Here is a 20,756-nt window from a genome sequence, read left to right on the forward strand (position 1 = left end):
ACATGCGAGGCCCCTCATGTCCTGTGCAGCACGATTGGACAATTTCAGGCATCCGGATTGGCGCGGCCCACCCCCCGCCATGATGCGGGCCGGCTGGATCGCTCTGACGGTCCTTGGGTTCGTCGTCTGGTGGCCGGTCGGGCTCGCGATCCTGGCCTTTTCCTTGTGGAGCAAGAACATGAGTTGCTGGGGACATCATGGCGGCAAGCGCTGGCAGCGGAAGATGCAGCGCATGGAAGAGACGATGGAGCGCTTCTGCGGGCGGCAGGCTTATCCGTCGAGCGGCAATCGGGCCTTCGACGAATACCGCGAGGAAACCCTGCGCCGGATGGAAGACGAGCAGCGCGAGTTCCAAGACTTCCTCGGCAGGCTGCGCGCCGCCAAGGACAAGGCCGAGTTCGATCAGTTCATGACCGAGCGCCGCAACCGCCCGGCCTCGCCGGAACCGCCCCCGCCGCAGGGCTGATACGGTCAAGCGAACGATGCGGGGCTCCCGACCGGGAGCCCCTTTTCGTTGTCAGCGCTCGAACCCGTAATCCCGCTCCACCCGCGCGACGCGCGTCTTGAAGCTCTCGTACCATCGCTCGCGGCCGGCTTTCTGCGCCGCGAGGTGCTTCACGTTGGCCTTCCAGGCGGCGATGGACTCCAGATCCTTCCAATAGGACACCGTGATGCCCAGCCCGTCGCGCACTGATTCCACGCCAAGGTAGCCGGGCTGCTGCTGCGCCAGGCTGACCATCGTCTCGGCCATCTCGGCGTAGCCGTGGTCGCCGTCGGTGCGCAACGAGGTGAAGATCACCGCGTAGTAGGGCGGCTCCGGTGTATCGGCGATGCTCATGCCATGATCTCCGCCAGCGCGCCGACGAGGGCGCGGTTCTCCTCCTCGGAGCCGATGGTGATGCGCAGGCAATCCGGCAGGCCGTAGTCCAGCGCCGGGCGGACCAGGATGTTGCGCCGCGCCAGATGGTCGGTCACCTGCTGTACGCCCAGCGACGGGTCGGGCGGGATGCGCACCAGGATGAAGTTGCAGACGCTGGGGTACACCCGCACGCCCAGATGCTCCAGCTCGTGCGTCAGCCAGGGCAGCCAATGGCTGTTGTGGGCGTAGGTGGCTTCCTCGTGCTCCACATCGGCGACCGCGGCGCTGGCGGCGGCCTGGGCCGGGACGCTGACGTTGAAGACACCCCGCACCTGATTGAGCGTCTCGACCACCGCCGGCGGGCCGTACGCCCAGCCGACGCGCAGGCCGGCCAGCCCGTGCATCTTCGAAAAGGTGCGCACCATCGCCACGTTGTCGGTGGTTTCCACCAGTTCGGCGCCGCAATCGTAGTTGTTGCGCCGGACGTACTCGGCGTACGCCGCGTCCAGCACCAGCAGCACGTGCGACGGCAAGCCGGCGCGCAGGCGCTGCACCGCTTCCAGCGGGATGTAGGTGCCGGTCGGGTTGTTCGGGTTGGCGAGGAAGCAGAGCTTCGTCTTCTCCCCGGCCCGCTCGATCATGGCGTCCACGTCCACCACCATGTCGCGCTCCTTGGCGATGACCGGGGTGGCGCCGTTGACGCGAATCGCCTTCAGGAAGCCCTGGTAGCCATGCTCATGGCACAGCACCTCGTCGCCGGCACCGGCGTAGGCTTGGCAGAACAGCTGGATCATCTCGTCCGAGCCGCTGCCGCAGACGATGCGCACCGGGTCGAGGTCGTAGCGGCGCGCGATGGCGCGGCGCAGGGTTTCCTGCCGGGAGTCGGGGTAGCGGTGGATCTGCCCGGCCGTCTGCCGGTAGGCGTTGATCGCCTTCGGGCTGGGGCCGAGCGGGTTCACGGTGAGCGACAGGTCGATCCAGGCGCGCTCGCCGTCCAGCGGTTGGGTGGGCCGGTACGGCTTGATCTGGCTGACGCCGGGCCGTGGGGACAGCAGCTCCATATCGACGACTCCGGGGCGGCAATGACGGGCCGCCATTCAACCGCAATCGGCCACACCGCGCCAGTGCTCTGACGCGGTGCGGCAAATGGCCGATCAACTCCTCAGTGGTTCAGGATCTGGCTGAGGAACAGCCTCGTGCGGTCCGACTTCGGGTTGGCGAAGAACTCCTCGGGCGGGGCCTGCTCGACGATCTCACCTCGGTCCATGAAGATCACGCGGTCGGCCACCGACTTGGCGAAGCCCATCTCGTGCGTCACGCACAGCATGGTCATGCCGCTCTCGGCCAGCGTCACCATGACATCCAGCACCTCCTTGACCATCTCCGGGTCGAGGGCCGAGGTCGGCTCGTCGAACAGCATGATCTTCGGGTTCATGCACAGCGCCCGCGCAATGGCGACGCGCTGCTGCTGGCCTCCGGACAGCTGGCCCGGATACTTGCGCGCCTGATCGGCGATGCGCACGCGCTCCAGGTACTTCATGGCGATGGATTCGGCCTCGGCCTTCGGCTTCTTGCGCACCCAGATCGGCGCCAGCGTGCAGTTTTCCAGCACGGTCAGATGCGGGAACAGATTGAAGTGCTGGAACACCATGCCGACCTCGCGGCGCACCAACTCGATGTTCTTCAGATTGCCGGTCAGCTCGATGCCGTCGATGACGATGGAGCCCTTCTGGTGCTCCTCTAGCCGGTTCAGACAGCGGATCAGCGTCGACTTGCCCGAGCCGGACGGCCCGCAGACGACGATGCGCTCCCCCTTGGCGACGGACAGGTTGATGTCCTTGAGCACGTGGAACTCGCCGTACCACTTGTGCACGCCCAGGCACTGGATGATTTCCTGGCCCGCGGCGGCGTCGCGCTCATGCAGGTTGATGGCGGCCATGTCCTTCAAAACTCCCTAGCGCTTGTGGCCACGGTAAAGGTCCTTCTCCAGCCAGCGGCTGTATTTCGACATGGAGAAGCAGAAGCACCAGTAGATAACGCCGATGAACAGGTACGCCTCGCGGTAGAATCCGCGCCACGACGGATCGGACAGCGCCGCCTTGGCGGTGCCGAGCAGATCGTACAGGCCGATGATGATGACCAGCGAGGTGTCCTTGAAGGTGCTGATGAAGGTGTTGACCAGAGGCGGGATGGAGATCGCCAGGGCCTGCGGCAGGATGATCTTGCGCATCGCCTGCCAATAGTTCAGCCCCAGCGCGTCCGCCGCCTCGTATTGGCCCTTGGGCATGGCTTGCAGGCCGCCGCGGATGGCCTCGGCCATGTACGCCGCCTCGAACAGGATGAAGGCGACCAGGGCGCGCAGCAGCTTGTCGATGTTCACGCCGGTGGGCAGGAACAGCGGCAGCATAACCGACGCCATGAACAGCAGGCTGACCAGCGGCACGCCGCGGATCAGTTCGATGTAGGCGACGCAGATCGCCTTGATCGCCGGCAAGTGCGAACGGCGGCCGAGCGCCAGCAGCAGCGAGAACGGGAACGCCACCGACAGGCCGATCACCGACAGGATCAGCGTCAGCGGCAGTCCGCCCCACAGCGAGTTCTCGACGTAGGTAAGCCCCAGCACCCCGCCCCACATCAGCAGGCCGAACAGCGCCAGCGCCCCCAGCGACACCACGACGAACCACGGCTTCCAGAAGCGCCGGTTGGCGGCGGCGGCCAGCGTCATGACGATGATCGCCGTCGCCACCAGCGGGCGCCACTGCTCGGAATAGGGGAAGGTACCGAACAGGATGAAGCGCAACTTCTCGCTGACGAACGCCCAGCAGGCGCCGGTCGCCGCCCGGCACTGCTGTGAGGTTGCGTCGAAGCCGCTGGCGTTGACGATGGCCCAGCGCAACAGCGGCGGAATGATGCTCAGCAGAGCCCAGCCGATCAGCACCGTCAGGACGGCGTTGTACCAAGTGTTGAACAGGTTGGCGCGAGCCCAGCCGAGGGGGCCGAGAGTCAGCGCCGGCGGACGCTCGACGACAGGGCCGGGTGCGGTGTCCACGTGGTCTGCCATGGCCTCAGCGCTCCACCAGCGCGATGCGCTTGTTGTACCAGTTCATGAACAGAGAAATGCTCAGGCTGATCGTGAGATAGCTGCCCATGATCATCGCCACGCCCTCGATCGCCTGCCCCGTCTGGTTGATCGTCGTGTTGAGGATCGACACCAGATCCGGGTAGCCGATGGCGAGCGCCAGCGAACTGTTTTTGGTCAGGTTCAGGAATTGGCTGGTCGTCGGCGGCACGATGACGCGCAACGCCTGCGGCAGGATCACCAGACGCAGCGAGTGCGTCCGCTTCAGCCCAAGCGCCGCCGCCGCCTCGGTCTGCCCATGGCTGACGGCGAGGATGCCGCCGCGCACGATCTCGGCGATGAAGGCCGCGGTGTAGATCGACAGGCCGAACAGGATGGCCGCGAACTCCGGCGACAGCACGAGCCCGCCGCTGAAGTTGAAGCCTTGCAGCTTCGGCACGTCCATCACCGACGGCGCCCCTCCCGCCACATAGGCGATCAGCGGCAGGCCGATCATCAGCACCGCCGTCATCGCCAGGATGGGGAACGGCTGGCCGGTCGCGGCCTGCCGGATCTTCGCCCATTTCCCCAGGATCACCGACGCGATGAAGCCCAGCAGGAAGGCGATGAACACCCATCTCCACACCGGATCGGACGCCGGCACCGGCACGGTGATGCCGCGCTGGCTCAGGAACACGCCCGGCAGCGGGTTGAGCGCCTGACGCACCGGCGGCATGCTCTCGGTGATCACCTGATACCAGACGAACAGTTGGAGCAGCGGCGGGATGTTGCGGACGATTTCCACATAGCCGGTCGCCAGCCGCGCCAGCAGCCAGTTGGTGGACAGCCGCGCAATGCCGATCAGCGTGCCGATGATCGTCGCCAGAATGATGCCGACCACCGACACCTTCAGCGTGTTCAGCAGGCCGACGATGAAGGCGTGGCCGTAGGTGTCCTTGGGCGAATAGTCGATCAGGCTCTCGCCGATGCCGAAGGACGCTTCGCGATCGAGGAAGTGGAATCCCGTCGCGATGGCGCGGCGGTTCAGGTTGTCCAGCGTGTTCGACACCAGGTACCAGCCGACGGCCAGCACGGCGCCGATCACCAGCACCTGATAGAGGATGGCCCGGACGGTCGGGTCATTCAAGGACAGGCGCGACGGCGCCCGCCCGCTGTCCTGCGTTTGGGTGGCCAACATACGCTCCGTTGCGCTGAGGGCACGAACCGGAAAGCCGGGGTCGGCACCGCCGCCCATCCGCAGGGGATGGGCGGCGGGCCGAAACCGCTGGCGTTACCGGATCGGCATTGCGTACTGCAGGCCACCCTTGGTCCACAGCCCGTTGAGGCCGCGCTCCAGCTTCAGCGGGGTCTGGGCGCCGACGTTGCGCTCGAAGATCTCGCCGTAGTTGCCGACCTTCTTGATGATGTTGTAGGCCCACTTCTCGTCAACGCCGAGCGCCTTGCCCATGCCCGCCGAGACGCCCAGCAGGCGCTGGATCTCGGGGTTCTTGGAGTTCAGGAATTCATCCACGTTCTTCGACGTGATACCCGACTCCTCGGCCTGGATGGTGGCGTAGACCACCCACTTGACGATGTCGTACCACTGGTCGTCACCGTGGCGCACGGCCGGGGCCAGCGGCTCCTTGGAGATGATCTCCGGCAGGATGACGTAATCGTCGGGCTTCGGCGCCACCGACGCGCGGGTCGACGCCAGCTGCGAGGCGTCGGTGGTCAGCACGTCGCAACGGCCGGCGAAGAAGGCCGCGTTGACCTCGTCGTTGTTCTCGATGACGACGGGGTTGTAACTCATGTTGTTGGAGCGGAAGTAATCCGCAAGGTTCAGCTCGGTCGTGGTGCCGGACTGCACGCAGACGGTGGCGCCGTTCAGTTCCTTGGCGCTCTTCACGCCGAGTTTCTTGGCGACCATGAAGCCCTGGCCGTCATAGTAGGTGACCGGCGCGAAGTTCAGGCCGACCGAGGTGTCGCGTGTCAGCGTCCAGGTCGTGTTGCGCGACAGCAGATCGACTTCGCCCGACTGAATGGCCGGGAAGCGTTGCTGCGCCGACAGCGGCGTGAACTTCACCTTCTGCGGATCGTTGAACAGCGCCACGGCGACCGCGCGGCAATAGTCGACGTCGAGGCCGGTCCAGTTGCCGGCGCTGTCAGGGTTGGCGAATCCCGGCAGGCCGACGTTGACGCCGCACTGCACGAAACCCTTGCCCTTGATGCCGTCGAGCGTTGCGCCGGCCTGGGCGCCGCCCGCGACCGCAAACGTGAAGGCTGCCGCAGCCGCGGCGATAGTACCCGCTTTGATCATGTTGGCCCCACCCTGTCCGTGTCTTTTCGTTTGGTCTCTTCCCGCACATGTCCTGCATCCCTATCAGGACGCGGCATGCGCTTGTCACACGAGTGTACCAATACGGCGGGCGTTGTCGAATCTTCCGTCGTCGAAAAACCGTGGTTACTCCATCCAATCCAGAGGCTTATGGCGGCGATTCCCTGTGGCCCCTGGTTGGCGGTGGTGCCAAGATGACTGCCCCTCATCCGATCTGCCGAGCCCGTCTCCCATGAAAGACCTTAAGGGCGCCAAGCCCGACACCCTCCTGGGCCATGTGGGCCGCGATCCTCAGGCCAATTCCGGGATCATCAACCCGCCTGTCTACCACGCCTCGACCGTGCTGTTCCCGACGCTGGAGGCGCTGGAAGCCAGCGACCGCAACCCGTTCGAGATCGTGAACTACGGCCGCGTCGGCACGCCGACCTCGCACGCCTTCGAGGAGGCGGTGGCGGCGATCGAGGGCGGCTACCGGGCGGTGACCGCGGCCTCCGGTCTCGCCGCCATCGCCACGGCGCTCACCGCCTTCACCAAGGCCGGAGACCACATCCTGGTGACCGACAGCGCCTATGGGCCGACGCGGCGCGTGTGCAACGACATCCTGGCGCGCTATGGCGTGGAGATCGAATACTATGATCCTCTGATCGGCGCCGGCATCGCCGGGCTGATCCGCCCCAACACCTCGGTGGTGTTCCTCGAATCGCCGGGCTCACTGACCTTCGAGGTGCAGGACGTGCCGGCCATCGCCAAGGCGGCCAAGGCTGCCGGCGCCACGGTCATCCTGGACAACACCTGGGCGACGCCGCTGTTCTTCAAGCCGTTCGATCACGGGGTGGACGTGTCGGTGCACGCCGCCACCAAGTACATCGTCGGCCACGCCGACGCCATGCTCGGCATGATGGTGTGCAACGAGGCGAGCTGGGCCACCGTCAAGAGGAACGCCGTGCGCTTCGGCACCTGCGCCGGGCCGGACGACATGTACCTGGGCCTGCGCGGCTTGCGCACGCTGTCGGTGCGCCTGAAGCGCCACCAGGAAAGCGCGCTGGCGCTGGCCGACTGGCTGGCGGCGCGGCCGGAGGTGGCGCGCGTCCTCCACCCCGCCCGCCCCGGCGACACCGGATACGAGCTGTGGAAGCGAGACTTCACCGGCGCCAGCGGCCTGTTCTCCATGGTGTTGAAGCCGGTGCCGAAGCCGGCGCTGGCCGCCATGCTCGACGGCATGGAGCTGTTCGGCATGGGCTATTCCTGGGGCGGCTTCGAGAGCCTGATCCTGCCCGCCCACCCCGCCGGTGTGCGCACCGCCACCACGTGGCAGGCCGAGGGGCCGCTGATCCGCCTGCACGCCGGGCTGGAGGATGTGGATGACCTGATCAGAGACCTCGACCGCGGCTTTGCCCGCCTGAACGCAGCCCTTTAGAGGACCGACACCATGAGCGAAGCCTTTTCCGACGTGCTCGCCGCCATCCGCTTCAACGACGACGGGCTGGTCCCCGCCATCGCCCAGCAGGTCGGCAGCGGCGAGGTGCTGATGATGGCCTGGATGAACCGCGCTGCGGTGGTCGAAACGCTGACGACCGGGCGGGTCTGCTACTGGTCGCGCTCGCGCAAGGGGCTGTGGCGCAAGGGCGAGACGTCGGGCCAGACCCAGCATCTCAAGGAGTTCCGCGTCGACTGCGACGGCGACACCCTGCTTCTGATGGTCCAGCAGGACGGCGTGGCCTGCCACACGGGCCGGCGCGCCTGCTTCTTTCGCGCCGTGCGCGATGGTGCGCTGGTCACTGTGATGGACGTGGCGACCGACCCGTCTGTGTTGTACGCGCGCAACAAAACTACGGATTAGGAGAGTTTTGCTGCGCCGCACGGTCGGATTGATCTATATCAACGAGCCGAATCGACCAAAGGGATAAAACTTTAGCTGTCTCTAACCCTCCCTGTAATCGCCTTTGCCGGAGGTTCCGATTGGAACCCCCGGCTATTTTTTTGTGCTCAGCGAACGTGCGTGTCGCAAATTGCACCGTTTTGGAAATATTTGATCCAGATCAATGGGAGTCATAGGCCGAACCGCCATAGTCGGGTCGTCTCTAACCCTCCCTATATCGACTTCGACCGGAGCGTCCTCATCGACGCTCCGTTTTTTTCGTGCCCACCCCCGAGCGGAATGCAACGCCCCATCGAACAGCGTTTCATGGCGTTTCATTGTGTTGCATTCGGCTCCGCCGATCCGGGGCAATCGTCATATAGGGCAGTCACTTGCAGCGGATTGTTGATATGACGCATCAGCGCGGGCGCTCTGGAAAACGCGTCCTACCCCTTATCCCCAGAATCGGTGGATAACTCTGTGGAGGATGCCGGGAGGAACCCGCGCCGCCATACTCCGCGAGCGAATGCCCAAAAAATAGGCAGCGGCAATTTTCCTTTGCGGCGGAGGCTTTTGCCGGAATTTTCAGACGGCACGTGAAGTCAAGTCGCAAATCTGTCACGGGTCGTCACCCCCTATGGACGGGGGATAACTTCCATTTGCGCGCGCCGAATGGGATCAACCCTCGATCTGGGATGGAGGGCGAGGCGTCGGGAAGGATGTGGAGCGGGTTGCTGGACTCGAACCAACCTGGCCAGCCTGGAAAGCCGGTGCCCAACCTCTGGACCAAACCCGCGTCACGCCTGTGATCCTGCGGCATCGGGGCGGCGCTCTCAACGGAGCAGGAGGGGCGCCCCGATGGCGCGACGGGTGGTCTGTGGGCGGTAGCGCACCTGCGTCAGTGCCGCCGGGCGGTCACAAGAATGGCGACCCCAGCAGGGCTCGAACCTGCGACCTGCCGCTTAGAAGGCGGCTGCTCTATCCAGCTGAGCTATGGGGCCGTACTGCCGCGGAAGGGCGACGGCGGGCGGCCGCTCAGAAGCGCGGCCGGTCCATGCGGAAGTTGTCGGCGTAGTTGCGCGGGCGGACGCGGCGGACGGCGGCGTCCTGCACGGTGTATTCCCAGCCCTTGCGCTCGGCGAAGGCGATGGCGTCTTCCTTGGTCTCGAAGCGCAGCTTCACCTGGTTCAGCGTGTCGCCCGAGCTGATCCAGCCCATCAGCGGCTCCGGCCGGCGCGGGGTCTCAAGCTCGTACTCCAGCAGCCAGAAATGCGTCTTCGCCCGCCCGGACTGCGTGGCCGCCTTGCTCGGCTGGGAAATCCGGACCTTCATGGGCGACACTCCTTGCTTCTTGCTTCGCATCACAGCGGATGATCGATGGTCGGGGCGCCCGGATTCGAACCGGGGGCCTCCAGTACCCAAAACTGGCGCGCTACCAGACTGCGCCACGCCCCGTCAACGCGTGTGGAATACACGAACCCAACGCGGACGGCAAGGCATCGGCGTTGGTTTAGACGTGCGTTCCGCCTTTTGATGATGTAGCACCGACGCGTCGCCGAAAGGAGCCTCACGCCATGATGCCGCGAACCGCAGCACGCGCCGCTGCCGCCGCGCCAGCGCCATGCTGAGCGTGCTTCGGGCGTTGCTCGATGCGACGGCGGTCGGCCGGCTGCTGCGCGGCGCATCGGGCCTGTTCGTCGCCAACATCGCCGGGGCCGGGCTGGCCTTCCTGCTCCAGCTGACGCTGGCCCGCGTGCTCGGCGCCACCAGCTTCGGCGCCTATGCCTACGCGTTGGCGTGGCTGAACATCCTCAGCTACGTCGCCGTGCTCGGCCATGACATGCTGCTGCTACGCCAGGTTGCGGCCTATCGGGCCGCCGAGGATTGGTCATCCCTGCGCGGGGTGCTCCGCCACGCCCAGGCGACGCCGCTGCTTGCCGCCATGGCGATCGCCGCCGTTGGTGCCGGCATCGTCCAGACGATTCCGACCCTGTCGGCGGATCTGGCGTCGGCGATGACCGTGGGGTTCCTGCTGCTGCCACTGGTCACGATGTTGCGCGTGCGCGGCTCGATCCTGTGCGCCGTCGAACAGCCGTTCCTCGGCCTCTTGCCGGAGCGGCTGGCGCGCGACGCCGTCGCCATGCTGTTGCTGCTCGCCCTGGTGTTCGGCGCCGGCGTCGCTCTCGACGCGGCGGAGGCGTTGGTGGTCCTCGGTTGCGGCACTGCGGTGGCGCTGGCCATCGTCAGCGGTGCCCTGCGGCGCTGGAGCGCCGAGTTGCCGCGCGACGCGCGGGCGGCGTATCGCATTCCCGAGTGGCTGCGCGCCGCCGCGGTGATGGCGGCCATGGGCGGCCTCCAGATGCTTTTGCAGCGCGCCGATCTGCTGATGATCGGCTGGCTGCTCGACACGACGACCGCCGGCGTCTACGCCGTCGCGACCTCGCTGTCGGAGGTGTGCGCCTTTCCGATGTCGGCCGTCGCCTCGGTGTTCGCGCCGACCGTCGCCGCCTTGTACGCGCGCGGCGACCGGCCGGCGTTGCAGGATACGATGACGATGACCTGCCGCTGGTCGCTGGTCGTCACCGCCGCCATCGCGGTGCCGCTGGCGGCGGTGCCCGAACTGGTGCTGTCGCTCTACGGCGCGCCGTTCGTCGCCGGGGCGGGGGCGTTGCGGCTGCTGCTGGCCGCACAGCTCCTCAAGGCGGCGGTCGGCGCCGCGGCGCTGCTGATGACGATGACCGGCAACGAGACGCGAGCGGCGCTGATCCTCGGCATCGCCGCGTTCGGCAACCTGCTGCTCAACCTGCTGTTCATCCCGCTGTTCGGCATCGAGGGCGCCGCCCTGGCGACGGTGACCGCCAGCGCCGGGGCACAGTTGTTCATCGCCCGCGGTGCGGCGACCCGCACCGGTATCCACACCGGGCCGTTCCCGGTCCGTCCTTCGTCCTGACGAGCCCTGCCCCATGACGGTCTTCTTCTATCCGCACAGCGTGCTGCGCGATCACCACTTCGACGCGATGCGGGCATGGCCGCGCGGCGACGTGGCGAATCCCGAGCTGGCGGAGGGACGCGTCGGCCATCAGGTGGCGGCGAGCACCGCCGTGGGCGGCGGCGCCCGCCGTTCGTGGAAGCAGATCGTCCCGTTGATCAACCTGAAGCGCCGGCCCGCCGGGCTGCCGCCGGACGTCGTGGTCTACGCCTGGGGCGGCATCCTCGCCACCGGCCCCTTCATCGTCGAGCTGGAGAACCCCTACGCGCTGACCGGCTACAATCTGCCGGCGGTCCCGCTGTGGCGGCCGGTGCTGCGCCGGTTGCTGCTCCAGGACCGCTGCCGCGAGATCCGCTGCATGAGCGCGGCATGCCGCGCCACGCTCGGCTGGCTGCTCGGCGACGATGTGGCGGCCAAGGCCGTCGTGCACTACCCGACGCTCCCCCTGCCAGGCCGTGCGGTGGACGAGGTTTCGGCTGACGGGCCGCGGTTCCTGTTCGTCTCGACGCAGTTCGAGATCAAGGGCGGCCCGGCGTTGCTGCGCGCCTTCCGGCAGGTCCGGCAGGCGATCCCGTCCGCGCACCTCGACCTCATCACCCACCTGCCGCCGGAGTTCGAGGATCTGGCCCGGCAGGACGGCGTCACCGTGCACCCGGCCCGCTTCACCCGCGCCGAGATCTGGGAGCGGTTCATGGCGCAGTGCGACGTGCTGGTCCACCCGACCTTCGCCGATTCCTACGGCATGGTGGCGCAAGAGGCGCTGGCGCACGGGCTCGCCGTGATCGCCACGGACGTCTACGCCCTGCGCGAGATGGTCGAGCCGGGGCGGAACGGCGCCCTGCTGAGCCCGCCCATCGCCATGTGGAACGGCATCCGGCCGGGGCCGCTGCTGCAGCGCTGGTGGATGGCGCGGGAACTGGTGCAGGGCATCGACACGACGGTGCTGGAGGGTGACCTTGCCACGGCGATGATCGGGCTCGCGGCCGACCCGGCGCGCCTGCTGGCCGCCCGCCGAGCCAGCGCCGACCTCTACGCGCGCCGATTCCTCAACCGCTCGGCCGCATAGAGCAGGACGCCGAGCGGCAGCGCCGCGGCGAACAGCGCGCGCCCCAGCGGCGTGCTCAGGCCCCGGTAGACGGCGCCAAGCCCCTGCCCGCCGTGCAGCCCGTAACGCACCAGATTGGCCGCGGACTTGAAGAAGGACGCCGGGGCCGAGGCGAACCAGTCGGTTTCCTCGTTCAGCACCATGCTGTGATAGAGCAGCAGGCCGGGCATGGCCGTGGCCGATCGGGTCCGCACCGCGCCGGTCAGCCCGCCCGGCTCATCACGATGGTAGACGCGAAGGTCTTCGTTGACGCAGCGCAGGCGATAGTGCCGGGCGATCCGATGCCAGACGACGCCCTCGGGAATGAAATTGGTGCCCTCGATGTGTGGGAAAGGAAACCGGCGCAGCACGTCGGTGCGCACGAACCCCCACTTCTCGCCGCGCACCTTGTGGCGGTAGTCGATGTCCAGCATGGACGCATCGAGGGGGCTGGCCGGAAACGGGTCGCCGACCCGCTCGCCGTGCTCGTCGCGGCACAGGACGCTGACCCCGACGAAGCCCTCGCGTTCATCGGCGGGGATGGTCTCCCAGACAGCGGCCAGCCGTTCCAGCGCGGTCGGGACGCAGGAATCGTCGGAGTCGAGGATGAGGAAGAAACGGCCGTGCGCCTCCCGCACGCCGCGGTCGATGGCGCGGTGCTTGCCGGCGTTGTCCTGGCGCAGGCTGCGGATGGGGAAATCGGCACGCTCACGGAGCGCCGCCAGCACGGCCGGCGTGTCGTCCTGCGACCCGTCGTCGATCACCAGCCACTCGAAGTCCCGACAGGTCTGCGCCGCGAGGCTAGCAAACACCCGCGGCAGCGTTGCTGCCCGGTTGTAGGTCGGGGTGAATACGGTGAACAGCGGAGCACCGGTCATGGCGCCACGCCGCGCAGCAGCGCCCCAAGCTTCGGCGCCAACGCCTTGAGGCTGTAGTGCGCTTCGGCCACCGTGCGCCCCAGCCGGCCCATGCCGGCGGCGCGGTCGGGATCGACCAGCAGCGCCGAGAGGGCGTCCACCCATTCATCGCGGTCACGCGCGGCGTAGCCGACCTCGCCGTGCGCCAGCACGTCGGCGTTCATGCCCACCGGCGACACCACCACCGGCCGGGCGGACGCCATGTATTGCAGCATTTTGAAGGAGCACTTGCCGCGCTCCCAGGCGCCATCCTCCAGCGGCATCAGGCCGGCGGCGATGCGGGCGAAGAACGCCGGTTCCACACCCGGCGACCAGGGCAGCACCTCCACCCGGTCCATCGGCAGCCGGGTGAACGCCGGCTGACCGTCGCAGCACACCAGCAGCCGCGTGTGGTTGAACCGCTCCAGCACCGCGGCCAGCGCGTCTTCGACGGCGTACAGGTAGCGCAAATTGCCCGAGGTGCCGATCCAGCCGACTACCGGCTCCCTCGGATAGGGCTCGGCCCGCAGTGCGTCGGTGTCCACCGCCGTGGGCAGAACGGCGACGTTGCGGTTCCAGGCGCCGTAGATTTCCGCCAGCCAAGGGTTGCCGGCGATCACCAGATCGCAGGCGTGCGCCAGCCGTCGCGCCGTCCGGCCGCCGCGGAACAGGTGGATGGCGTCGTCCACGTCCAGCACCCGCGGCCGGCCGGTCAGCCCCTCCAGCGTGTAGAGCGTCGAGAGCATCTCGCGCTGAAGCAAAACGACGTCCGCCGCCCGGCTCGCCACCACGGCAGGGATGCGCTGGGCCAGCGACGCCGCCGCCCAGGCCGGGCGTAGCGCCCGTGACACCGGCGGGTAGGCGCCCAGCGACGGATAGCTCTCTTCCAGCACAATGCCCTGCGCGGTCAGCGCCGGGGCGTACTGGCGCACGCGGAACCGCGCCGCCGGAACGCTGGCGCCGCCGGTGAAGGCCATGACATGAAGGGGGGGAGCGGTCACTCGTGCCTCAGCGCCTCTATAGGGTTGAGGTACGCCGCGCGGCGCGCCGGGTAAAGCCCGAAGAACACGCCGACCACGCCGCTGACGCTGACCGCCAGGATCACCGAGTCCGGCTCGATCAGCGTCGGCCAGCCGGCCAGCCGCGCCACCAGGACCGCCACGCCCACGCCCACCAGCACTCCCACCGCCGCTCCGATGATGGACAGCGTCGTCGATTCGATGAGGAATTGGATCAGGATGTCGCGCCGCCGAGCGCCGATGGCGAGCCGCAGGCCGATCTCGCGCGTTCGCTCGGTGACCGAGACCAGCATGATGTTCATGATGCCGATGCCGCCCACCAGCAGCGACACCGCCGCCACCGCCGCCAGCAGGAAAGACAGCGCGCGGGCCGACGCGTCGCGGGTCGCCGCCACCTCGGACAGGTTGCGCATCCAGAAGTCGTCCTCTTGCCCCTCGGCCAGCCGATGGCGCTGGCGCAGCAGTTCCTTGAGCTGGCGCTGAGCCTCGTCCATATCGGCGCCGTTGGCCATCTTGATGACGATGGAATGGACAAAACGCGGGTTGGCCTTGGCCATCTTGGGTATGTTGCGCTTGGCGGTGGACAGCGGCACGAAGACCACGTCGTCCTGGTCCTGGCCGTTGGTGTTCTGCCCCTTGACGCCCAGCACCCCGGCGACGGTGAACGGCGTGGTGCCGATGCGCACCGTCTCGCCCACCGGATCGCCGCCGCCGAACAGACTGGTCACCACCGTCTGGCCCAGCAGGATCACCTTGTTGGCTTGGCTCACATCCTCGTCGGACAAGGGGCGGCCGGACGCCACCACCCAGTCGCGCGCCTCCAGATAGTCCGGCGTGACGCCGAACAGGATCGTCTGCCAGTTCTGGTTCCCTGCCACCACCTGCAAGCCCCAGCGCACCGAGGGTGCGGCGATGCGGGCGTCGGGGATCTCCCGCACGATGGCGACGGCGTCGTCCTCGGTCATCGACGCCGCGGTGCCGGCGCCCAGCCGCACGCCGCCGCGCTGGATGCTGCCCTGCCCAACCAGCACGAGGTTGGTGCCCAGGCTGGCGATCTGCCGCAGCACCTGATCGCGGGCGCCCGACCCCACCGCCACCATGGCAATCACCGCCGCCACACCGATGACGATGCCCAGCATGGTCAGGGCGCTGCGCATGGGGTTGGCGCGCAGTGTCTCCAGCGCGGCGCGGATGGCGTCGAAGGCGTTCATGGCCGGACGGCCTCCTGCGGCACCTGCCGGCGGTCGTCGATCAGCACCCCGTCGCGGAAGGACAATACGCGGCCGGCATAGGCGGCGACGTCCGGCTCGTGCGTCACCAGCACCACGGTGATGCCGGCGCGATTGAGGTCCTGAAACAGCGCCATGATCTCCGCGCTGGTGCGGGTGTCCAGCGCCCCGGTGGGCTCGTCGGCCAGCAACAGGGCCGGCCGGTTGACCAGCGCGCGGGCGATGGCGACGCGCTGTTGCTGGCCGCCGGAGAGCTGCGCCGGGCGGTGGTGGGCGCGGTCGGCCAGCCCGACCTGCCCCAGCGCCTCGGATGCCCGGCGCAGCCGGGTGGCGCGGTCCACCCCGGCGTAGACCATGGGCAGCGCCACATTGCCGGCAGCGTCAAGCCGCGGCAGCAGGTTGAAGGACTGGAAGACGAAACCGATGCGCCGGTTGCGAATCGCCGCAAGAGCGTCGGAGTCCAGACGGCTGACCTCCTCGCCGTCCAGGCGGTAGCTGCCCGAATCCGGCCGGTCGAGGCAGCCCAGCACGTTCATGAAGGTGGATTTGCCCGAACCGGACGGCCCCATCACCGCGACGAACTCGCCGTGCGCCACCTCTGCGGTGACGCCGGCCAGCGCGGCCACGCGCTCGGTTCCCATGACGTAGCTGCGCGTCAGGCCGTGCACGGCGATCAGCGGCGTGGGCGCCGCGTCCCCCCGTTCCGCCCGCTCGGCGCACAGCACGTCAGAAGGCAAGGCGCGGCCCTCTCCTGGCGTCCCGCTCCGGCGGGGCGATGCCGATGATGACCTCCTGCCCGGCCGTCAACCCGCCCCCGGTGACCTCGGTGAAGCTGCCGTCGGTGATGCCGACACGCACCGGAACAGAGACCGGTGTCCCCGCCGGCCCGACCACCCACACCGTGCGCGCTGCGGCGTCGCGGCCCTTGCCGGACCGCATGTCCTCGAAGCGCTCGCGCTGTTCGGGCGTCAGCACGGCTGCGATCTGCTCATCGGCCCGGCGGCGGATGTCGCGCGCTTCGGCGCGCCGCTGCTCGGGATCGCCTTGCGTGCTCATGCCGGCGTAGCGGTCCTTCGCCTCGGCCAGCACCGCGTCCAGCGCGGCGCGCTGCTTGGCGTCCAGGGCCAGCTCGGCGACCAGCCGGCGCGCCAGATCGTCCAGCGCGGCGCCGCCGCGCCCGCCGGACGGGCCGCCCAGCGTCGGCGTCGGCCCGGCGTCGGCGCGCGCCGCACCGGCTTCGGCCGGGCGGAAACGCAACGCGGCGTTGGGAATCTTCACGGTGGCCCGGCGTTCGTCGACAACGATGCGCAGGTTGGCGGTCAGGCCCGGCAGCAGCCGCATGTCCTGGTTCTCCACCGAGATGCCGACAATATAGCTGACGACGTTCTGTTCCTCCTCCGGCGCCAGCCGGACCTGGGAGACGGTGCCGCTGAACGTCTCGTCGGGGAAGGCGTTGACGGTGAAGCTCACCGGCAGGCCGACGCGCACCCGGCCGATGTCCGCCTCGTCGATGTTGGCGAGCACCTCCATCTGCCGCAAATCCTGGGCGATGGTGAACAAAGTGGGGGCCTGGAGGCTGGATGCCACCGTCTGGCCGACGGTGGCCTCACGGTCCACCACGACGCCGTCAATGGGCGAGCGGATGACCGAGCGGTCGATGTCCACCTGAACGAGCTGCAACGCCGCCTCGCGCTGGGTGACCTGCGCCTCGGCCACCTGGACCTGCGCGGCGGCCACGTTGAGCGACGCTTCGGCCGAGGCGATGCCAGCATCCGCCTGCTGGCGCTGCGCCACGGCGGAGGTGAGCGCGGCGCGGGCCGAGCGGGCGGCGGTCTGCGCCTTCTCGAAGTCGGCGGTGGTCACCACGCCGCGCCCGCGCAGTTCCTCGCGCCGGGTGAGGTCTCGGTCGGCATCCTGGAGCGCCAGTTCGGCGCGTGACACCTGCGCCGCGGCGCTGGCCAGTGCGGCGCGGGCGTTGGCGATGTCGGCCTGCGCCTTGTCGCGCTGGGCGCGCTGGACGCTCAGCGTCGCCTTGGCGGAGTCCAGATCGGCCTGGGCCGACTTCAGCCGGGCCACAAGCTGCGCCGTGTCCAGGCGGGCGAGCACCTGTCCGCGCGTGACCATGCTGTTGAAATCGGCGTTCAGCTCGGCGATGTTGCCGGACAGTTGCGAGCTGACCTCGACCGTCACCACGGCGCTCATCTTGCCGGTGGCGGTGATGGCGCTGACCAGCGATCCGCGCTCCACCTTGGCAAGCCGATAGGCGGCCGGCGGCTCCGCCGCGCCGAACCAGCCATAGGCCGCCGTCCCCGCCGTCACCAGCAGAAGAACCACCAGAACCGTGAAAAACCGCCGCTTCATCGAACCATCGCACTCCGCGCATCGCCGCACGGAGGTATAGGCCGCAAATGCGGCAAACCGGCGGCTGCGTTAACCTATTTGGTGCCGCCGACCGATGGATGCACCACCCGATCGCCGGGACGGATGCCGAGGCGGGCGCTCATGCCGCCGTTGATCTCCAGGATCGCCTTCACCGGTGCGGCGGAGCGGATGGCGTCCAGCGACTGCGGCACGGCGCGCTCGTGGATGTTCACGATTCGCCCATCCGCGGCGATGAACAGCATGTCGAGCGGGATCAGCGTGTTCTTCATCCAGAACGCCGCCGGCTGCACCTGATCGTATATGAACAGCATGCCGGCGTCCGGTTCCATCTTCTCGCGGAACATCAGGCCCTGCGCCTGCTGGCCGGGCGTCAGCGCCACCTCGATGTCGAAGCGGAAGCGCCCGCCGGCCGCCGTCTCCACCGTCAGCGAGGAGCGCTGGAACTGCTCCAGCGCGTTCGCCGGTCCGGGCGCCGCAGCCAGGAAGACGGAGAAGCAGAGGACGAAGCGGCTCAAGAGGCGTCCGATCATCGTTAGGAACCATTCCAGGGGAATCCAGTGCGGGCGACCTTGCCCGCGCGGCGCCGCGCTGTCCAGCGCCTTACGACGTCTTCCGGCCGCTCGGGTACAGGTCTTCCTTCACCGGGGTCACGCTGCGGATCGCATAGCCCGGCCGCGCGCTGAAGCGGCGCAGCGCGCGTTCGGAGGCGTCGCGGTCGGTCTCCGCCCACACCAGATACTCGCGACCGCGCGCCCACTCCGCAGCCAGGGGGTGGCTGGCGTCCACTTCGCGGATCTGGGCGTTGGACACGCTCACCAGCCACTCCTTGTCGCCGGGATTGCGGCGGTCGCTGAGGATCAGCAGGCGCGGACGGCGTTTGCCCTGTTCCTCGCTCAGTTTCTGCTGCACCTCGGCCTGCTTCTTGCGCAACGCCATCATCTCGTTCAACAGGCCGTCGGTTTCCTTGTTGGCGTTTTCCTCCTCGCGCTGGAGGCGCTTGAGGGTGGATTCCAGTTTGGAGATCGACTCGCGCGCCGCCTTCACGCGGTTGCGCGACTGCCCGACGATGGCCTCCAGCGCCATCAGCGTGTTGCCCAGCCACGCGGCCAGCGCGATGATGATCAGGACGATCAGGAAATTCAGCATCATTGCGAGGCCGCCTTGGCTTCCGCCTGCGCTCTCGCCTGCGCTTCGGCGACCATCTTTTCGGACGCGCTGCCGCCCTTTTGGAAGCTTTTCTGGAAGCCGAGCTTGAAGGGGAACGCGGTCTCGACCAGCTGCTTGGCGTCCTCGAAGCTGGTCGCCCACACCTCGGCCACGTTGTTGTAGCGCCAGATCGGGTTGGCCTGCGCCCGCTCGCCGTTGGCGCGGGCCTGCGCCGCCGCCGCCTCGCGCGATATGTTCACCGTGTATTTGGACGCGTGGGCCGCCGGTTCGCCCACCTCGTGCACGAACAGCGGCGGCTGGTCGGCCAGATCGGTGATGGCCTTCTCCATCTTGCGGATATCGCTTTCCAGCCGGTGCTTCTCGGAGGATTGCTGGTTGCGCCGCGCCACCGAGGCGTTGACGCGGTCCTGCAGGTCGTGCGCTTCAGAATGCAGGACGTAAATGCGGTTTTCGATCTGCTCGAGGCCAGCCGTGCGTTCCAGCATGCCCGGCAGGAAATCCTTCATCATCGCGGCCACCGGGAGCGCCGCCAGCATGATCGCGGCAATGGCGATCAAAAGCAGGGTCGTGTTCGACATATCCCGGACCGCGCGCTCCGTCAAAGTCCCGCACCATAGCGTGACGCATTTGTGCACTTCACGGAAGATAATGCCGATATTTAATCAAGGTCAACTCGCTGCGCTGCGATTTCGGACTGTTCAGTGAATAATCGAATGTCATTTTTGGAATACGACATTATGGCTCCAGTGTCAGAGAGGCGACACGGCGCACTTCCTCGCGCACGGGTCCCGGCCGCGGCACGTCGACCAGCGTGGTGAACCAGTGCTCCGGCGGGTTGCGACCGGCGCCACGGTGCCAGGTCAGGGCGCGCAGCACGGACTCCGCGGCGTGCGTCGGAGGCGCCATGGGGTCGAACCCGTTCAGCACCGCCCAAATGCCGGCCCAGCAACGCCCGACCGACCACGGGTTGTACCCGCCGCCGCCCACCACCAGCACCCGCGGTGCCAGCCCGACCAGCGCCCCCACGGCCCGCCAGAGCGCACCGTTGGACAGTTCCAGCTTGCTCAACGGATCGTCGGCCAAGGCGTCGGCGCCGCTCTGCACCACAACCACCTCAGGCCGGAACCGGTGGCCAAGTGGCAGGATCGCCGTTTCCACCAAATGGTCCAGTTCGCTGTCGTTGAACCCCTTGGGCACCGGCAGGTTGCGTACATTCGCTCCGGCGCGCTCCTCCGCGCTGCCGGTGAAGGGCCAGCGCCCGCGCTCGTGCACGGACAGCGTCAGCACCCGGTCGTCGCCGGCGAACGCCTCCTCGACGCCGTCGCCGTGGTGGGCATCGAGATCGACGTAATAGACGCGCTCCACACCGGCATCGAGCAGTTCCAGGATCGCCAGCACCGGCGCGTTCAGATAGCAGAACCCGCTGGCCCGGCCGGGCCGAGCATGGTGGGTGCCGCTGGCCGGGCTGTAGACGATGCCGGGCTCCTCCAGCAGCAGGCGTGCCGCCTGGATGCCCGCCCCGGCGCCGGTGGCCGGACGCCGGTACATCTCCGGGAAGATGGGGTTCTCCAACTTGCCGAGGTTGTGGCGTGCCGCCGTATCGGCATCGACGCGTTGCTCTGCCTCGGCGCGGGCCAGGGCTGCGATGTAGTCGCGGTGGTGGAAGCGCGCCAGCGCGTCCGGCGTGGCCGGTGGGGTTTCGATGTAGGACTCCATGTCCAGCCAGCCCATCGCCCGGCTGAGGTCGAAGGTCGTCGAGACGCGCGGGATGGCAAGCGGGTGCTTCGGGCCGTAACTCGACCCGCGATAGACCTCGCTGCCAAGGAAAAGCGGACGTCGTGCCATGCCCCGTAGAGGTGGGCCGCCGCGGCGCGTCCGTC

Annotated in this window: 21 protein-coding genes and 3 tRNA genes; 5 read left to right on the forward strand and 19 right to left on the reverse strand. The window is 68.0% G+C overall.

What is annotated here, in order from left to right; all coding sequences use genetic code 11:
* Positions 1-79: 79 nt before the first annotated feature.
* Positions 80-466, forward strand: coding sequence for a DUF2852 domain-containing protein (locus ACSVDD_RS02075; RefSeq protein ID WP_448187628.1), 387 nt, complete (start codon positions 80-82; stop codon positions 464-466).
* A gap of 51 nt (positions 467-517) precedes the next feature.
* On the opposite strand, the gene ACSVDD_RS02080 is transcribed toward ACSVDD_RS02075, so the two are convergent.
* The 6 genes from ACSVDD_RS02080 to ACSVDD_RS02105 form a co-directional block, all read right to left on the reverse strand.
* Entirely contained in the window at positions 518-838 is a 321-nt protein-coding gene (locus ACSVDD_RS02080; RefSeq protein ID WP_448187629.1) for an antibiotic biosynthesis monooxygenase family protein, read from the reverse strand.
* Positions 835-1,920 carry a histidinol-phosphate transaminase gene (hisC, locus tag ACSVDD_RS02085; RefSeq protein ID WP_448187630.1) on the reverse strand — a complete coding sequence of 362 codons (1,086 nt, stop codon included), beginning with the start codon at positions 1,918-1,920 and terminating at the stop codon, positions 835-837. The genes ACSVDD_RS02080 and hisC overlap by 4 nt, the downstream gene beginning before the upstream one ends.
* Before the next feature lie 101 nt (positions 1,921-2,021).
* The gene (locus tag ACSVDD_RS02090; protein WP_448187631.1) at positions 2,022-2,798 is read right to left on the reverse strand and encodes an amino acid ABC transporter ATP-binding protein; all 777 of its coding nucleotides are present in this window, start codon (positions 2,796-2,798) and stop codon (positions 2,022-2,024) included.
* A 15-nt stretch (positions 2,799-2,813) separates the two neighbouring features.
* Positions 2,814-3,920, reverse strand: coding sequence for an amino acid ABC transporter permease (locus tag ACSVDD_RS02095; RefSeq protein ID WP_448187632.1), 1,107 nt, complete (start codon positions 3,918-3,920; stop codon positions 2,814-2,816).
* 4 nt (positions 3,921-3,924) lie between these two features.
* Complete coding sequence (locus ACSVDD_RS02100; protein ID WP_448187633.1) at positions 3,925-5,115, reverse strand: amino acid ABC transporter permease; 1,191 nt, start codon at positions 5,113-5,115, stop codon at positions 3,925-3,927.
* 93 nt (positions 5,116-5,208) lie between these two features.
* A complete protein-coding gene (locus ACSVDD_RS02105) occupies positions 5,209-6,231 on the reverse strand; it encodes an amino acid ABC transporter substrate-binding protein (RefSeq protein ID WP_448188497.1) in 1,023 nt (340 codons plus the stop codon).
* A 253-nt stretch (positions 6,232-6,484) separates the two neighbouring features.
* Here ACSVDD_RS02105 and metC point away from each other — a divergent pair, with 253 nt between their 5' ends.
* Both metC and hisI read left to right on the forward strand, forming a co-directional pair.
* Positions 6,485-7,669 carry a cystathionine beta-lyase gene (metC, locus tag ACSVDD_RS02110; protein ID WP_448187634.1) on the forward strand — a complete coding sequence of 395 codons (1,185 nt, stop codon included), beginning with the start codon at positions 6,485-6,487 and terminating at the stop codon, positions 7,667-7,669.
* A 12-nt stretch (positions 7,670-7,681) separates the two neighbouring features.
* Positions 7,682-8,092 carry a phosphoribosyl-AMP cyclohydrolase gene (hisI, locus tag ACSVDD_RS02115; protein WP_448187635.1) on the forward strand — a complete coding sequence of 137 codons (411 nt, stop codon included), beginning with the start codon at positions 7,682-7,684 and terminating at the stop codon, positions 8,090-8,092.
* A 740-nt stretch (positions 8,093-8,832) separates the two neighbouring features.
* Here the strand turns inward: hisI and ACSVDD_RS02120 are convergent.
* The 4 genes from ACSVDD_RS02120 to ACSVDD_RS02135 all read right to left on the reverse strand — a co-directional run bounded on the left by ACSVDD_RS02120 (position 8,833) and on the right by ACSVDD_RS02135 (position 9,565).
* Positions 8,833-8,906: transfer RNA gene (locus ACSVDD_RS02120), tRNA-Gly, on the reverse strand.
* Positions 8,907-9,034: 128 nt separating this feature from the next.
* Positions 9,035-9,111, reverse strand: a tRNA-Arg gene (locus tag ACSVDD_RS02125).
* 34 nt (positions 9,112-9,145) lie between these two features.
* On the reverse strand, positions 9,146-9,442 hold the full coding sequence (locus tag ACSVDD_RS02130; protein ID WP_448187636.1) for an ETC complex I subunit: 297 nt from the start codon (positions 9,440-9,442) through the stop codon (positions 9,146-9,148).
* A gap of 46 nt (positions 9,443-9,488) precedes the next feature.
* Positions 9,489-9,565, reverse strand: a tRNA-Pro gene (locus ACSVDD_RS02135).
* Between the two features lie 166 nt (positions 9,566-9,731).
* Between ACSVDD_RS02135 and ACSVDD_RS02140 the strand changes: the two genes are divergently transcribed.
* Positions 9,732-11,060, forward strand: a complete 1,329-nt coding sequence (locus ACSVDD_RS02140) for an oligosaccharide flippase family protein (RefSeq protein WP_448187637.1) — start codon at positions 9,732-9,734, stop codon at positions 11,058-11,060.
* A gap of 13 nt (positions 11,061-11,073) precedes the next feature.
* A complete protein-coding gene (locus ACSVDD_RS02145) occupies positions 11,074-12,165 on the forward strand; it encodes a glycosyltransferase family 4 protein (RefSeq protein WP_448187638.1) in 1,092 nt (363 codons plus the stop codon).
* On the opposite strand, the gene ACSVDD_RS02150 is transcribed toward ACSVDD_RS02145, so the two are convergent.
* The 9 genes from ACSVDD_RS02150 to ACSVDD_RS02190 all read right to left on the reverse strand — a co-directional run bounded on the left by ACSVDD_RS02150 (position 12,129) and on the right by ACSVDD_RS02190 (position 20,721).
* Complete coding sequence (locus ACSVDD_RS02150; protein WP_448187639.1) at positions 12,129-13,061, reverse strand: glycosyltransferase family 2 protein; 933 nt, start codon at positions 13,059-13,061, stop codon at positions 12,129-12,131. The genes ACSVDD_RS02145 and ACSVDD_RS02150 overlap by 37 nt on opposite strands.
* On the reverse strand, positions 13,058-14,080 hold the full coding sequence (locus ACSVDD_RS02155; protein WP_448187640.1) for a glycosyltransferase family 4 protein: 1,023 nt from the start codon (positions 14,078-14,080) through the stop codon (positions 13,058-13,060). The genes ACSVDD_RS02150 and ACSVDD_RS02155 overlap by 4 nt, the downstream gene beginning before the upstream one ends.
* Positions 14,077-15,309, reverse strand: a complete 1,233-nt coding sequence (locus ACSVDD_RS02160) for an ABC transporter permease (protein WP_448187641.1) — start codon at positions 15,307-15,309, stop codon at positions 14,077-14,079. Before ACSVDD_RS02160 ends, ACSVDD_RS02155 begins: the two co-directional genes overlap by 4 nt.
* Positions 15,306-16,064 carry an ABC transporter ATP-binding protein gene (locus tag ACSVDD_RS02165; RefSeq protein ID WP_448187642.1) on the reverse strand — a complete coding sequence of 253 codons (759 nt, stop codon included), beginning with the start codon at positions 16,062-16,064 and terminating at the stop codon, positions 15,306-15,308. Before ACSVDD_RS02165 ends, ACSVDD_RS02160 begins: the two co-directional genes overlap by 4 nt.
* Entirely contained in the window at positions 16,054-17,688 is a 1,635-nt protein-coding gene (locus ACSVDD_RS02170; RefSeq protein WP_448187643.1) for an efflux RND transporter periplasmic adaptor subunit, read from the reverse strand. The genes ACSVDD_RS02165 and ACSVDD_RS02170 overlap by 11 nt, the downstream gene beginning before the upstream one ends.
* 74 nt (positions 17,689-17,762) lie before the next feature.
* Positions 17,763-18,239, reverse strand: coding sequence for a DUF192 domain-containing protein (locus tag ACSVDD_RS02175; RefSeq protein WP_448187644.1), 477 nt, complete (start codon positions 18,237-18,239; stop codon positions 17,763-17,765).
* A 70-nt stretch (positions 18,240-18,309) separates the two neighbouring features.
* Positions 18,310-18,858: a hypothetical protein gene (locus tag ACSVDD_RS02180; protein WP_448187645.1), complete on the reverse strand. Its 549-nt coding sequence runs from the start codon at positions 18,856-18,858 to the stop codon at positions 18,310-18,312.
* Positions 18,855-19,454, reverse strand: a complete 600-nt coding sequence (locus ACSVDD_RS02185) for a hypothetical protein (RefSeq protein WP_448187646.1) — start codon at positions 19,452-19,454, stop codon at positions 18,855-18,857. Before ACSVDD_RS02185 ends, ACSVDD_RS02180 begins: the two co-directional genes overlap by 4 nt.
* A gap of 157 nt (positions 19,455-19,611) precedes the next feature.
* Positions 19,612-20,721: an acetoin utilization protein AcuC gene (locus ACSVDD_RS02190; protein WP_448187647.1), complete on the reverse strand. Its 1,110-nt coding sequence runs from the start codon at positions 20,719-20,721 to the stop codon at positions 19,612-19,614.
* Between the last annotated feature and the right edge of the window lie 35 nt (positions 20,722-20,756).

It is taken from the genome of Azospirillum terrae (assembly GCF_053470425.1).

Coding starts and splice junctions, on each gene's coding strand:
- metC (WP_448187634.1), top strand. CDS start 6,485: ATGAAAGACCTTAAGGGCGCCAAGCCCGACACCCTCCTGGGCCATGTG.
- ACSVDD_RS02170 (WP_448187643.1), bottom strand. CDS start 17,688: ATGAAGCGGCGGTTTTTCACGGTTCTGGTGGTTCTTCTGCTGGTGACG.
- ACSVDD_RS02180 (WP_448187645.1), bottom strand. CDS start 18,858: ATGATGCTGAATTTCCTGATCGTCCTGATCATCATCGCGCTGGCCGCG.
- ACSVDD_RS02185 (WP_448187646.1), bottom strand. CDS start 19,454: ATGTCGAACACGACCCTGCTTTTGATCGCCATTGCCGCGATCATGCTG.
- ACSVDD_RS02160 (WP_448187641.1), bottom strand. CDS start 15,309: ATGAACGCCTTCGACGCCATCCGCGCCGCGCTGGAGACACTGCGCGCC.
- ACSVDD_RS02150 (WP_448187639.1), bottom strand. CDS start 13,061: ATGACCGGTGCTCCGCTGTTCACCGTATTCACCCCGACCTACAACCGG.
- ACSVDD_RS02145 (WP_448187638.1), top strand. CDS start 11,074: ATGACGGTCTTCTTCTATCCGCACAGCGTGCTGCGCGATCACCACTTC.
- hisI (WP_448187635.1), top strand. CDS start 7,682: ATGAGCGAAGCCTTTTCCGACGTGCTCGCCGCCATCCGCTTCAACGAC.
- ACSVDD_RS02075 (WP_448187628.1), top strand. CDS start 80: ATGATGCGGGCCGGCTGGATCGCTCTGACGGTCCTTGGGTTCGTCGTC.
- ACSVDD_RS02100 (WP_448187633.1), bottom strand. CDS start 5,115: ATGTTGGCCACCCAAACGCAGGACAGCGGGCGGGCGCCGTCGCGCCTG.
- ACSVDD_RS02080 (WP_448187629.1), bottom strand. CDS start 838: ATGAGCATCGCCGATACACCGGAGCCGCCCTACTACGCGGTGATCTTC.
- ACSVDD_RS02090 (WP_448187631.1), bottom strand. CDS start 2,798: ATGGCCGCCATCAACCTGCATGAGCGCGACGCCGCCGCGGGCCAGGAA.
- ACSVDD_RS02175 (WP_448187644.1), bottom strand. CDS start 18,239: ATGATCGGACGCCTCTTGAGCCGCTTCGTCCTCTGCTTCTCCGTCTTC.
- ACSVDD_RS02130 (WP_448187636.1), bottom strand. CDS start 9,442: ATGAAGGTCCGGATTTCCCAGCCGAGCAAGGCGGCCACGCAGTCCGGG.
- hisC (WP_448187630.1), bottom strand. CDS start 1,920: ATGGAGCTGCTGTCCCCACGGCCCGGCGTCAGCCAGATCAAGCCGTAC.
- ACSVDD_RS02140 (WP_448187637.1), top strand. CDS start 9,732: ATGCTGAGCGTGCTTCGGGCGTTGCTCGATGCGACGGCGGTCGGCCGG.
- ACSVDD_RS02095 (WP_448187632.1), bottom strand. CDS start 3,920: ATGGCAGACCACGTGGACACCGCACCCGGCCCTGTCGTCGAGCGTCCG.
- ACSVDD_RS02190 (WP_448187647.1), bottom strand. CDS start 20,721: ATGGCACGACGTCCGCTTTTCCTTGGCAGCGAGGTCTATCGCGGGTCG.